This is a genomic window from Lysinibacillus sp. FSL H8-0500 (assembly GCF_038051955.1).
Taxonomy (GTDB): Bacteria; Bacillota; Bacilli; order Bacillales_A; family Planococcaceae; genus Lysinibacillus; species Lysinibacillus macroides.
This window is the reverse complement of sequence record NZ_CP150292.1, coordinates 1,886,539-1,899,310: the sequence shown is the minus strand read 5'-3', so window position 1 is coordinate 1,899,310 and position 12,772 is coordinate 1,886,539. Positions and strand designations below refer to the sequence as shown.

At 38.5% G+C, this 12,772-nt stretch carries 12 protein-coding genes; 7 read left to right on the top strand and 5 right to left on the bottom strand.

Annotated features, from left to right (window positions below; all coding sequences use genetic code 11):
* Window positions 1–170 precede the first annotated feature (170 nt).
* A complete protein-coding gene (locus MHB44_RS08910) occupies window positions 171–905 on the bottom strand; it encodes an SDR family oxidoreductase (RefSeq protein WP_341302450.1) in 735 nt (244 codons plus the stop codon).
* 182 nt (window positions 906–1,087) lie between these two features.
* Here MHB44_RS08910 and MHB44_RS08905 point away from each other — a divergent pair, with 182 nt between their 5' ends.
* The gene (locus tag MHB44_RS08905; RefSeq protein WP_341302449.1) at window positions 1,088–1,909 is read left to right on the top strand and encodes a squalene/phytoene synthase family protein; all 822 of its coding nucleotides are present in this window, start codon (window positions 1,088–1,090) and stop codon (window positions 1,907–1,909) included.
* Window positions 1,910–1,947: 38 nt separating this feature from the next.
* Here MHB44_RS08905 and MHB44_RS08900 read toward each other — a convergent pair whose 3' ends face one another.
* Entirely contained in the window at window positions 1,948–2,436 is a 489-nt protein-coding gene (locus tag MHB44_RS08900; protein ID WP_341302448.1) for a metal-dependent hydrolase, read from the bottom strand.
* Window positions 2,437–2,616: 180 nt separating this feature from the next.
* On the opposite strand from MHB44_RS08900, the gene MHB44_RS08895 reads away from it, so the two are divergent.
* From MHB44_RS08895 to MHB44_RS08885, 3 genes are all read left to right on the top strand, one after another.
* The gene (locus MHB44_RS08895) at window positions 2,617–3,243 is read left to right on the top strand and encodes a nitroreductase family protein (protein WP_341302447.1); all 627 of its coding nucleotides are present in this window, start codon (window positions 2,617–2,619) and stop codon (window positions 3,241–3,243) included.
* A gap of 327 nt (window positions 3,244–3,570) precedes the next feature.
* On the top strand, window positions 3,571–4,059 hold the full coding sequence (locus MHB44_RS08890) for a hypothetical protein (RefSeq protein WP_341302446.1): 489 nt from the start codon (window positions 3,571–3,573) through the stop codon (window positions 4,057–4,059).
* Window positions 4,060–4,516: 457 nt separating this feature from the next.
* Window positions 4,517–5,677, top strand: a complete 1,161-nt coding sequence (locus tag MHB44_RS08885; RefSeq protein WP_341302445.1) for an alanine--glyoxylate aminotransferase family protein — start codon at window positions 4,517–4,519, stop codon at window positions 5,675–5,677.
* 509 nt (window positions 5,678–6,186) lie between these two features.
* On the opposite strand, the gene MHB44_RS08880 is transcribed toward MHB44_RS08885, so the two are convergent.
* Window positions 6,187–7,503, bottom strand: coding sequence for a D-serine ammonia-lyase (locus tag MHB44_RS08880; protein ID WP_341302444.1), 1,317 nt, complete (start codon window positions 7,501–7,503; stop codon window positions 6,187–6,189).
* Window positions 7,496–7,969, bottom strand: a complete 474-nt coding sequence (locus MHB44_RS08875) for a YaiI/YqxD family protein (protein WP_341302947.1) — start codon at window positions 7,967–7,969, stop codon at window positions 7,496–7,498. The genes MHB44_RS08880 and MHB44_RS08875 overlap by 8 nt, the downstream gene beginning before the upstream one ends.
* Before the next feature lie 173 nt (window positions 7,970–8,142).
* On the opposite strand from MHB44_RS08875, the gene gdhA reads away from it, so the two are divergent.
* From gdhA to MHB44_RS08860, 3 genes are all read left to right on the top strand, one after another.
* A complete protein-coding gene (gdhA, locus tag MHB44_RS08870; protein ID WP_341302443.1) occupies window positions 8,143–9,516 on the top strand; it encodes an NADP-specific glutamate dehydrogenase in 1,374 nt (457 codons plus the stop codon).
* A gap of 184 nt (window positions 9,517–9,700) precedes the next feature.
* Window positions 9,701–10,387 carry a phosphoribosylaminoimidazolesuccinocarboxamide synthase gene (locus MHB44_RS08865; protein ID WP_341302442.1) on the top strand — a complete coding sequence of 229 codons (687 nt, stop codon included), beginning with the start codon at window positions 9,701–9,703 and terminating at the stop codon, window positions 10,385–10,387.
* Between the two features lie 127 nt (window positions 10,388–10,514).
* Window positions 10,515–11,168, top strand: a complete 654-nt coding sequence (locus MHB44_RS08860; RefSeq protein WP_341302441.1) for a Yip1 family protein — start codon at window positions 10,515–10,517, stop codon at window positions 11,166–11,168.
* Between the two features lie 40 nt (window positions 11,169–11,208).
* On the opposite strand, the gene MHB44_RS08855 is transcribed toward MHB44_RS08860, so the two are convergent.
* A complete protein-coding gene (locus MHB44_RS08855) occupies window positions 11,209–12,411 on the bottom strand; it encodes a malic enzyme-like NAD(P)-binding protein (protein WP_341302440.1) in 1,203 nt (400 codons plus the stop codon).
* Window positions 12,412–12,772 lie beyond the last annotated feature (361 nt).

The following is a 12,772-nucleotide window of genomic DNA, read 5'->3' as shown; positions in this document are numbered from 1 at the left end:
TAACTTCATAAATTTTCATGAAAAAATCACGAAAAATATCAAAATTTTTCTATCTTAAAGCTATTTCGTGACGAATTTCTAAAACTTTATCATCATTTTACTAAAAAAATAAAAAAAGTGGAAATACCCTGTTTCATTAGGTATTTCCACTTTCCTTACACTATGGTGCATTAACGTGCGGAATAACCACCGTCAATAACAAGTTCGCCACCAGTGATATAAGATGCTTCATCTGATGCTAAAAATAAAATAGCATTTGCCACCTCTTCAGGTTGTCCAAGTCGCCCCATTGGTGTTGCTCTTACTAACATATCCATCGCTTCTTTTGCTTCCGATAAATTAGCTGTCATAGGTGTTTCAATGACCCCTGGGAATACGGTATTCACACGGATATTATAAGCGCCAAGCTCTGATGCCGCTGCACGCGCAATCGCACGTAAAGATCCTTTTGAGGCTGTGTAGGCATTGAAACCTGCGCCAATAATCGCTGTGTAAGACGATGTATTAACGATCGAGCCCTTCCCCGCTTCCTTCATATACTTAGCAGCATGTTTAATTCCAAGGAATGGACCGAATGCATTGATATTATGCATCACTGTCCAATCAGCCTGTAAGATTTGATCTGGACCTTTTTCAGAGGAAATGCCAGCATTATTAATTAAAATATCTAGTCGACCATATTTAGCAATAATAGCTTCCATTACCTCCGACCAATTATCATCAGAGGAAACATCTAGCTTTATTCCTTCTACATTGTCTAGCTCCGAAATTTTAACTAGATTTTCCTCGTTAATGTCCGCTGCGATCACCGTTGCTCCTTCCTGTGCAAACAGCTTTGCCATCGCCGCACCCATACCCGATGCGCCACCTGTTATCATAGCGATTTTATGTTCTAAACGTCCCATCTCTATAAACTTCCTTTCTTTTAAATCGTATAGTTTTAAATAGTTTATTATTAAACTATATCATCATTCGTAAACGTTTTCAAAGAATATCTTTGTATTTGTGAACAATCTGTTTTATCTTTCTTTCTATTTAAGATACGATATACTATAGAAGTGGAACCATTTGAACGGAGGAATAATAAGTGAACGATCAAAAAAGACTTTATAAGGAAGCAATGCAAGTATTAAAGGATACAAGCCGTACTTTTTATATACCGATCACTTTTTTAAAAAATGATTTAAAACTATCCGTAGCAGCCGCTTATTTAGCGATGCGTGCGATTGATGAAATTGAAGACCACGATAAACTATCTAACGATGTAAAATTTGATTTACTATCAGCAACGAGTGAGTTATTAAAGGATGCATTTAATGAAGAAGCCTATCAAGCATTACTCGCACCTTATGCAAACCAATTACCTGAAGTATCACTTCGCCTAGCTGATTGGTTAACGTTTTGTCCTGAGGGTTCACGACATATTGTGCAGGCTTCTACAAGTGAAATGGCTTTTGGGATGGCAAAGTGGGCAAAGGCAAATTGGCAGGTGCATACACGTGAAGATTTAGACGATTATACATACTATGTCGCAGGGCTTGTCGGAACAATGTTATCAGAGCTTTGGACATGGGGAGCAGATATGCAAACTGATCGTGAACTAGCAATTGGCTATGGACGTGGGCTGCAAGCTGTCAATATTTTACGCAATCAACATGAGGATTTGGATGAGCGCGGTGTGAGCTTTGTTCCTGATGGATGGACACGTGAGGATTTATTTGCTTACGCAGAAGAAAATCTTGCCAAAGCAGACCTTTATATAGCAGACATCAATAAACGTACCATTCTGCTGTTCTGTCGTTTGCCACTTGCATTAGCCCATAAAACATTAAAAGCGATGCAGGAAGGCCGAGAGAAAATGACACGTGCAGAAGTTGAACAAACCGTCGAAGAAGTACAAGCTGATTAATCAATAAAGCCCTAGTCCATGAAAACTAGGGCTTTTCTTTATGCAGAGGCAATAAATTCCACTATTAATTGATAGCTAAAGTAAATCGAGCATATCACAAGCAACATAAGTACAACATTTTCCACCTTACTGCCTGTTTTTGTGGTCAATGGAAAACGCACAGCTATGGAGGCAGGGAAAAATAATTTAACCCCTTTCTTTGTACACATATCCAGTAAAATATGACTAGCCATTCCTATTATAATTCCAACTGAAATCGCTTTATAAGGGATGAATGTATGTAATATTACCATCATTAACAATAAAAATAGTAAGCTATGTGTAAAAGAGCGATGCCCAAAGAATGTATTGACAAGCTTCGATATTATTGGAAATTTACGGCCAATTTTACTACCCCTATGACATATATCTGGAAGCAATGCACCAATCGCACTCGCCCCTACTAAAATAAGTGGATTGTCATTTGAATAATGTGCAAAGGCAAGTGCTGCTGTAATGCCTCCAACAATATGGGTATTCCCTTGCATAAACTACATCCACTCCTTCTTTCCTAATCTTTTTCTCCTATTTACTGTACCATACTTTCACATAAAAAAGAACATATATTCCGAACGCACGCTCGAATTTTAACCCAAGCAATTCACTTGGAAAATAACTTTATTTGTCGTATAGTAAAAACACATTTTACAATAAAGGAGATCATAATAATGCCTATTACAAAAAGCCAGTTACATAAAGTGATGCACGAACGTAAATCTGTTCGTAAATATGATGCAAGTTTTAAAATTCCACAAGAGCAACTAGAGGAACTTCTTATAGAAGCAACTTCTGCTCCCTCCTCCAGTAACCTACAGCCATGGCGCTTTCTTGTCATTCAAGACGATGCTGTCAAAAAAGAGCTACGCGCCATCGCTAATAATCAGGAGCAGGTGGAAACAGCCTCAGCTATTATTGCCGTTCTAGGTGATACAGAAATGTACAAAAACGCGGAAGCTGTTTATACAAAAAATTTCGAGCTTGGCTATATTAATGAAACAACAAAGGACTTTATGATTAACAACTCCATCAAGCTCTATTCACAGCTACCACAGGAGGCCTTAACAAATATCGTGACATTTGATGCGGGCTTAATTTCTATGCAAATTATGCTATTGGCTAAAGAGATGGGCTATGATACAGTGCCAATGGGAGGCTTTTCGAAAGAAGCCTTTGCAAAACATTTTGACTTAGCCAATCATATAGTGCCAGTCATTTTAATTGCGATTGGTAAAGCAGCAGCGCCAGCCTATAATTCTTCGCGTATTGAACTAAATAATATCGCTAAATTTATCTAACTATCCGTCAAGCCACCTTTTCAATCAGGTGGCTTTTTTCATGATAATGGGAATGTTCAACTAATTCGGACATATGCTAGTAATGCTTTACAATAAGCAGAGAAGCAAAAATGATTCTCTAAAACTAGCTTTAGGAATTTTCTAAGGATATTTTTTGCATTTTTTGTATCAACTACGCAAAAATCCATCATAAATGACTTGAAATCAAAAATTATTCTAGTACAAATGTGTGATTTCCAGTAAATATTACTGATAAATTATGGTAGCTTTAATAGTTTTAGCTTGTTATGATTAAGGGGAACTTACTTTCGAAGGGAGGTTTTATGGATGAGTTATGATTCTTATTATTACAATGATTATGATGCACTTTTTGGCGGTTTATTTCTTATTATTATTTTGGTAAGCCTTGTGATAGGATTAATCGCCTATGTGATTACTGCACTTATTTATTTTATGGCATCAAAAACAAATGGCTTTGCAGATGTTGCCTATATCGCTTGGATTCCTATTATTAACGTTTATAGTCTTTTCCTGCTAACTGCGGATGGATACGATCAGGAAACAGTACGTGCCACAGCTAAAAGAAATATACTTATTTATGCTGGTTTAATTATCGTTTCATTTATACCATTTATTGGATGGATTGCTTCCATTGGGGCTGCTGGCTTTACATTGTATTTCACGTATCGCCTATTTTATCGCTGGTCTGGGGAAACAGGTAAAGCTGTCCTATACATTATTTTAACAATCCTCACAGGCGGATTATTCTTTATGATTTACGGCTTAATGCGTATGAACAGACCATTTATTGCATAATTAATTCAAATGGAACCCTCTTTCTGCCCTAAAGCAAAGAGGGTTTTGTTTGTGCGGTTATTTTAAAAATAATATCGCATTGATTTAGAGATGCCTTCTACCATACAATCGACAAGCTGATCTAATTGATCTTAATAAACTCCATAAGGACCACCCTTCCAGCGGGCTACTTTGTCCGTGGTTAAACGTTGCAAACTGCTCATGTTACTGAAGCCGATTCTCCCTTTTCCATAATATCTTACTTAAATTTTATAAATAATCACATGACCTAGCGAATGTAAAAATAAATGGCTAACGTATTTTGTTTACATTCAATCTTCCCTTTTTAAGAGGTTTTATTATTAGTAGTAATAGGCTTTCCATCATTTTTCAAAAAAGCGGTTAGCATGGTCAAGAAATGTGTTATTATTTAGTTAGAAAATTTAGAATTTCTATTAAGCAAAGGGGGATGATGATTGTGTATGAAAATATTTTAAGACATCCAGGGCCAACGCCTATTCCAAAAAAGGTTCAGCTGGCAATGAATCAAGATATTTTTAGTCATCGAAGTCAAGAATTTGTGGAATTATACCGTGAAACAACGGAACTCGTAAAGCCGATTTTTGGCACAACACAAGAGATACTCTTATTGCCATCAGGGGGAACAGCTGCATTAGAGGCTGCGGCAGTCAATACAGTAGCTGCGGGTGAGGAAGTTGTTGTCATTACAGTTGGCGCATTTGGTGACTATTTTGTCTCAATTTGTGAGCAGTACGGCTTCCATGTACATAAGCTGGCAAAAGAATGGGGCCAAGCTTGCACGGCTGAGGAGCTACGGGAATTTTTACAGCCTTTAAATAATATTAAAGCTGTTTTTGTTACATACAATGAAACATCTACAGGTATTTTGAATCCAGTTGCAGCATTAGCACAAGTGATTCGTCAGGAAACAGATGCTCTTGTTATTGTCGATGGTGTGAGCTGTATTGGTGGAGCACCTGCTGAAATGGATGCTTGGGGCATTGATATTTTAGTAACAGGTTCTCAAAAAGCAATGATGTTACCTCCCGGGCTTTCGCTTGTTAGCGTCAGTGAAAGAGCATGGAAAGTAATTGAAGAAAATCAAACACCATCCTATTATTTGAATTTATTAAGCTATCGTAGCTGGGCAGAAAAGGGCATGACGCCAAATACCCCTGCGATTACATTGATTTACGGGTTGCATGAGGTGTGCAAGCTAATTGAGCAGGAGGGCGGCTTTGCTCAAACGGTTGCTCGTCATGCTTTAATGAAGGACATGGTACGTAGTGCAATGAAGGCATTGAATATTGAACTCTTAACAGAGGATCAATATGCTTCACCAACTATTACAGCCATTAAAACACCTCAAGGCATTGACCTTGGTGAATTTTTAACACGTCTTAAGCAGCACTATCATGTAGATTTTGCTGGGGGTCTTGGCCATCTACAAGGGCAAATTTTCAGATTCGGTCATATGGGCTATTGCTTCCCAAGTGATATTTTACAAGCCGTATCGTTAATGGAGGCTGCGCTAAAAGACTTTTCCTACGATTTTGAACCAGGGGCAGGCATTCTTGCCGCACAGCAAGTATTTTTAGCTGCACAACAAAAAGCATAATAAATAGGAGGAGCTCTTCTAGCAAGTGGCTCCTCCTATTTATTGAGCGAATTGATTCTAGTTTTGATCACTCACACACTCGGATTGAGTGAATCTCTCCCTTTTTGATCACCCACACACTTGGATTGAGCGAATCTCTCCCTTTTTGATCACTTACACACTCAGATTGAGCGAATCTCTCCCTTTTTGATCACTCACACACTCGGATTGAGTGAATCTCTCTACTTCTGATCACCCACACACTCGGATTGAGCGAATCTCTCCCTTTTTGATCACTCACACACTCGGATTGAGCGAATCTCTCTACTTTTGATCACTCACACACTCAGATTGAGCGAATCTCTCTACTTTTGATCACCCACACACTCAGATTGAGCGAATCTCTCTACTTTTGATCACCCACACACTCAGATTGAGCGAATCTCTCCACTTTTGATCACTCACACACTCAGATTGAGCGAATCTCTCTACTTTTGATCACCCACACACTCAGATTGAGCGAATCTCTCCTAACGCTTGGCTAAATACGCTGCACGCATTGCTGCGGGAACCATACTGCCGCCGGTTGCCCAGACAAGATGTGTTGCTTGGTCCATGTGATTTACCAAGCTATGCTTCTCCAAATAGGATTGCCCCTTTTGCCATAAACGACTAGCGCCAAACATTCCTGCATGTGCGGAGGGCTCTAAAAATAACCCCTCCCGTTCCATCGCCAAGCTCAGTGAAGTAAACAGCTCCTGATCTGTCACCGTATAGCATCCGCTAATATAATGTTCCATCACCTTCCCTACAAATTTCGATGCGCGCCCAACAGCAAGGCCATCCGCTTCCGTTTTATTGTTAAGACCAATATCCTCGACACTAATGGCATCATGTAAACCTGTCATTAAGCCAATGGTCATACAAGGGGAGGCAACTGGCTCTGCAAAGAAAATATGCACATGCTCACCAAATAATTCACGTAACCCATAGGCAACACCTCCTGGACCTCCCCCTACCCCGCACGGTAAATAAACGAACAAGGGATGGGCCTTATCTACAGCTATATCCGCCTCTTCTAATTGATCTTTCAAACGTTTGGCTGCAACAGCATAGCCTGCAAACAGGTCCTTGGAATTTTCATCATCAATAAAATGGCACATCGGATCTTGCACAGCTTCCTGTCGCCCCTGCTCTACGGCAACACTGTAATCCGCCTGATATTCAATAACTGTCGCTCCCTTTTCACGCAGCATAGCCTTTTTCCATTCCTTTGCATCACTCGACATATGTACAACGACATTAAAGCCGAGCTTCTTGCCCATAATGCCGATACTTAAGCCTAAGTTGCCTGTAGAGCCAACCGCAATCGTATACTGCTGGAAGAACGTCTGCCATTCCTCTGTTGCTAGGACGGCATAATTATCCTCTTCTTTTAGTTTGCCACTTGCTAATGCTAGCCTTTCTGCATGCTTTAATACCTCATAAACTCCCCCACGCGCCTTGATCGAGCCAGAAATCGGCAAAGCATGGTCGCATTTTACCAATAGCTGACCTGGTATCGTCACTCCAAACACCTCTTCAAGTGCTTGCTTCATTGCAGGTATACTCTTAATCGATGATTCAATCAAACCATCGCTTTTCATAAGTTCAGGAAAAGTTACTTTTAGATAAGAAGAAAAGCGCAGCAATGTTTCTTGTGCCTCTTCTACTTCTTGTAGTGAAAACAGAGATGTGGTTGGTTTTGCTAGCCAATTTGTATTTTCCCACAATACAGTGTGTTGGTTGGCTACTTCTTTTAACTGTGGAAATTGCTGAAATAGTTCATGCTGATCGTTGCTATTCATCCGTTGCTTCCTCCGTTTTAGATGCTAAAATTGCTCGTTCACAAATTTGTCGAAATTTCATTTCAAACGAAATATTGTTTTCTTGTGTCCTTTTTTTCGGTCCCTTTGTACGTCCTCCTGCACGTCTAATTTTTTGCCCAACATGGCGCATTTCGAGCAAACGTTCGATATTATCATTGGACATTTCTCGTCCATTTTGGTCAATTGGGTAGCCACCTCTCGCTAATACCATGGCAGCTAAACCATAATCTTGTGTAATGACTATATCATGTTTTGAAAGCGCATTCACTAGCGTAAAATCAACTGAATCAGGACCTTTGGGTACAATAATTGTTATTACATTATCACGTTCAATACGGTGGGATGTATCGCAAAACAAGATAGTTTCAATCTCAAACTCAGATGATACAGATAGCGCCAAATCCACTACTGGACAGGCATCAGCGTCTATTAGAACCTTTACAATAAAGCATCATTCCTTTCTCATAATTAGATCAATCAATCACCACATAATTATTTTAGAATAATTTTAATGCAGCTCCTCTTGCTCAATTTTTCACAAAGTCCAAAAATATTTTATTGAATAGTTCGAAAAATAAATATACGATACACCTATCAAATCAAATGGGGGGTTTCATTATGACAATCACAACGGTAAATAATGAACAATTAGCAAAAGAGTACGTAGATGGTGTATTTGAACAATTAAAACAACAAAACAGTCATCAAGCAGAATTTTTACAAGCAGCTGAAGAAGTTTTTATTTCATTAGTGCCTGTCTTTGCACAGCATCCTGAATATATTGAAGCAAATATTTTATCTCGTATCGTTGAGCCAGACCGCATTATTTCCTTCCGTGTAGCTTGGCAAGATGATAATAACCAAGTGCAAGTGAATCGCGGTTATCGTGTACAATATAGTAATGTAATGGGTCCTTATAAAGGCGGTCTTCGCTTCCACCCTTCTGTAAATGAATCAATCATTAAATTCCTAGGTTTTGAACAAATCTTTAAAAATGCTTTAACAGGGCAGCCAATTGGTGGCGGTAAAGGTGGTTCTAACTTTGATCCAAAAGGTAAATCAAACGCAGAAATCATGCGCTTCTGCCAAGCATTTATGACTGAATTATACCGCCATATTGGGCCAGATGTCGATGTTCCTGCTGGTGATATTGGTGTAGGCGGTCGTGAAGTTGGCTATTTATGGGGCCAATACAAGCGTTTAACAAAAGCTAGCGAATCAGGCGTATTAACAGGTAAAACACCTGGCTATGGTGGCTCTTTAGCACGTAAAGAAGCAACTGGCTACGGTACTGTTTATTTTGTCAATGAAATGCTAAAGGACACAAATGATTCATTTGAAGGAAAAACAGTTATTGTTTCAGGCTCTGGTAATGTTTCCATCTATGCGATTGAAAAAGCACAGCAATACGGTGCAAAAGTGGTGGCTTGCTCTGACTCCTCAGGCTATATCTATGACCCAGAAGGCTTAGATTTAGATGCTATTAAAGAAATTAAAGAGGTAAAAGGTGACCGTATTTCAACTTACGTTAATTACCGACCAAATGCTACTTTCACAGAAGGTTGTACAGGTATCTGGACAATTCCTTGTGATATTGCCCTACCATGTGCTACCCAAAATGAAATTAATGGTGCATCAGCTCGTACATTAATTTCAAATGGTGTGAAAGCAATCGGTGAAGGTGCTAATATGCCATCAGACCTTGAAGCGATCAATGAGTTCTTAGAGGCTGGTGTATTATTTGGCCCTGCGAAAGCAGCAAATGCTGGTGGTGTAGCTGTATCTGCACTTGAAATGGCACAAGATTCAAGCCGCGTATTTTGGTCATTTGAAGAAGTAGATGCGAAACTTCATCAAATTATGAAAGATATTTATGCAGATAGCAAAGCAGCAGCTGAAAAATATGGTTTCCCAGGTAACCTTGTTGTTGGTGCAAACATTGCTGGCTTTGTGAAAGTAGCAGATGGCATGTTAACGGAAGGCGTTTATTAATCACATTTCCGATGATTTCCAAACAAACAAGATGATGACGATCATTCGTTATTATCTTGTTTTTTTCTAGCGAACACGTTAAAAACAATAGAGAAAAACTATTTAAACGAACATTTTTCGTGTTAAATATTTAAAATATTCGTGTTATAATTTTAGTATATTATGAAATATTGGAGGGCTTGTTGTGGAATTATTGTATACAGGAAAAACAAAAAATGTATTTAAGTTAGAAGATGGTCATTATTTATTAAAATTTAAAGATGATGTCACAGGAGAAAACGGCGTATTTGATCCAGGTGCGAATACGGTTGGTTTAACAATTGATGGGGCTGGCCTAGCTGGCTTACGCTTAACTTCTTATTTCTACGCTAAATTAAATAAGCAAGGTGTTCCTACGCACTATGTAGATGCTAATTTTGAAGACGCAACGATGACAGTTAAACCTGCAACTGTTTTTGGTAATGGCTTAGAGGTTATTTGCCGCTTTCGAGCAGTCGGTTCATTCCTACGCCGCTATGGTGCCTATGTTAAGGAAGGGCAAAAATTAGATGCCTTTGTAGAAGTAACCATTAAAGATGATGATCGCCTAGACCCTCCGATTTCTGACGATGCACTGGCGATGCTAAATCTACTAACGCACGAGGAATATGCCATTTTAAAGCAACGTACAATTGAAATTTCAAAGTTTGTAGCAGCAGAGCTTGCAAAAAAAGGCTTAACACTGTATGATATAAAACTAGAGTTTGGTCGTGATGCTCAAACAAATGAAATTTTACTAATTGATGAAATTTCTGGTGGCAATATGCGCGCTTACAAAGGTGAACAATATATTGAGCCATTAGAGCTTGAAAAAATTATGCTAGCTGAATAAGCAATAAATAAGGGCATGTCTGAAAAGTTATCTGGAGACATGTCCTTTCTAATTTTTTATGAAACTTTTCCCTACATAAGTCGTATAGTAATGAAACAGAAGATTTTATCAGGTTGGAGGTAGATTAATGGAAAACTATAATGAAACACCACAAGAAGAAAGGCCAAAGCTAAATCCATTTTTATCTGTTTGGCTACACCCCAAACAAACAGCTCGTTATATGATTTATGAAAAAACAATTGGCTTTGCGATTTTTGTGTTATCAATTGGCTATATCGGCTCTATTTTATCTGGAGTAGTGGATATAGAGTTTTTAGATGGTATGGCACCTTGGCTCTTAGTGTTGCTATGTATTATTTTCTCCCCAATCGTAGGCATAATTAGTACAGCTTTTTCTGCCCTTGTCGCATGGCTATTTGGTAAGCTTTTTAAAGGCACTGGCACTTATTCGGACTTATTTAGAGGATTAAGCCTAACAGCTATTCCATTTACGATTTTAATTCCTCTCTATCTTATTTGGTTAATAACTTCACCAGAATCTTTATTCTATCCAGATTACATAGGACCACTACCTTGGATTTTTTGGCCAGCTATTATTCTAACAATTGTTGTGAGTATTTGGGCATTTATTATATCCATAGCTGTAATCGCAGAAGCACATCAATTTTCAAATTGGATGGCTTTCTTTACGATTTTAATTCCTTCGATTGTGTTAGGTATTATTGCCTTTGTCTTTATTTTTATTATTATAATTGGGCTTGTCGGTATTGGCATGATGTAAATAATCTCCCCTCTCGTTTAATGAGAGAGGAGATTGTTTTTTATACAGATAGTGCGATATTTTGTTGGAATAGCTCTGATACGCCAGACTCAACAGCTGCTCCACTAACAGCACGTGAAACAATTTCTACTACGCGTTCATCTAAAGATTTTGGTACGATGTATTCCTCTGTTAATTCCTCGTCACTGACAAGCGATGCAATAGCCTCTACCGCAGCAATTTTCATTGCCTCATTAATATCTGTTGCACGAACATCTAAAGCACCACGGAAAATGCCTGGGAATGCTAGCACATTATTAATTTGATTTGGATAATCGGAGCGTCCCGTACCCATTACACGTACACCCCATTTTCTCGCATTGTCATAGGTGATTTCAGGGTTTGGATTAGCTAAAGCGAATACGATCGGATCGTTATTCATGGACGCAATATGAGCCTCTGTTAATAGATTGGCAACCGATACACCAATAAAAACATCTGCCCCTACAAGCACATCATCCAGCGTACCCTGGATTTTTTCTGGATTTGTTAAATGGGCAACGGTTTCTTTAATTGGATTCATGCCCTCTGGACGTCCCTCATAAATAACGCCTTTTGTATCGCACATAAAAATATTTTTATAGCCCATTTGCACAAGGATACGTAAAATAGCAATACCTGCAGCCCCAGCACCATTAATGACGATCTTCATCGTTGCTACATCCTTTTTCACAATACGATTGGCATTAATCATTCCTGCCCCTACAACAATCGCTGTGCCATGCTGATCGTCATGGAACACAGGAATATCACATTCCTGACGTAGGCGATCTTCAATTTCAAAACATCTTGGTGCTGAGATATCTTCTAAGTTGACAGCACCAAATGTTGGAGCAAGCGCCTTCACAATGCTGACGATTTCATCCGTATTTTTTGTATCTAAGCAAATTGGAAAAGCATCAACATTGGCAAAACGCTTTAATAAAATCGCCTTCCCTTCCATTACTGGTAATGCTGCTTTTGGCCCAATATCTCCTAATCCTAACACCGCTGTCCCATCCGAAACAACTGCCACCATATTGCCCTTCATTGTATAGTCATAAACAAGTGACGGATTTCTTTCAATCTCTACACATGGTGCTGCTACTCCAGGTGAATAAGCAAGACTAAGATCATAAGAATCCTTCACAGGAACCTTTGAATTCACCTCTAATTTTCCGTTATAGTGTGCATGCATTTCGATAGCCTTTTTCATTACATCCATTTGATCCCATCCTTTTCTCATTTGAATTGTGATTATATTTCAGAATCATAATACTTTGTGAAAATATAGTCAACAAATATTCTGAAAATTTATTCTCTTCTTTTAAAAACATAAGATTTCACAAGCTTAAATACATTTTCCTGTCAAGTTATGTTTTTCACAATCAATTATTTTAAAGTAATAAACACAAATGGGCGTTGCTAAATAAATGTACAATTACAGCCATTTGAACTGTTAAGTTTTTCACATAGTATTTTTCTTATGTAATTGAGAATTTTTTCACAAACTTATGTAAGCGCATCCATTGGGGCAACTGGGTTTGTCACAATTTATTCACATTTTTTCACAAAGTTTTTTGTTA

Coding starts and splice junctions, on each gene's coding strand:
- MHB44_RS08910 (WP_341302450.1), bottom strand. CDS start 905: ATGGGACGTTTAGAACATAAAATCGCTATGATAACAGGTGGCGCATCG.
- MHB44_RS08900 (WP_341302448.1), bottom strand. CDS start 2,436: ATGCAAGGGAATACCCATATTGTTGGAGGCATTACAGCAGCACTTGCC.
- MHB44_RS08895 (WP_341302447.1), top strand. CDS start 2,617: ATGCCTATTACAAAAAGCCAGTTACATAAAGTGATGCACGAACGTAAA.
- MHB44_RS08890 (WP_341302446.1), top strand. CDS start 3,571: ATGAGTTATGATTCTTATTATTACAATGATTATGATGCACTTTTTGGC.
- MHB44_RS08880 (WP_341302444.1), bottom strand. CDS start 7,503: ATGAATAGCAACGATCAGCATGAACTATTTCAGCAATTTCCACAGTTA.
- gdhA (WP_341302443.1), top strand. CDS start 8,143: ATGACAATCACAACGGTAAATAATGAACAATTAGCAAAAGAGTACGTA.
- MHB44_RS08860 (WP_341302441.1), top strand. CDS start 10,515: ATGGAAAACTATAATGAAACACCACAAGAAGAAAGGCCAAAGCTAAAT.
- MHB44_RS08855 (WP_341302440.1), bottom strand. CDS start 12,411: ATGGATGTAATGAAAAAGGCTATCGAAATGCATGCACACTATAACGGA.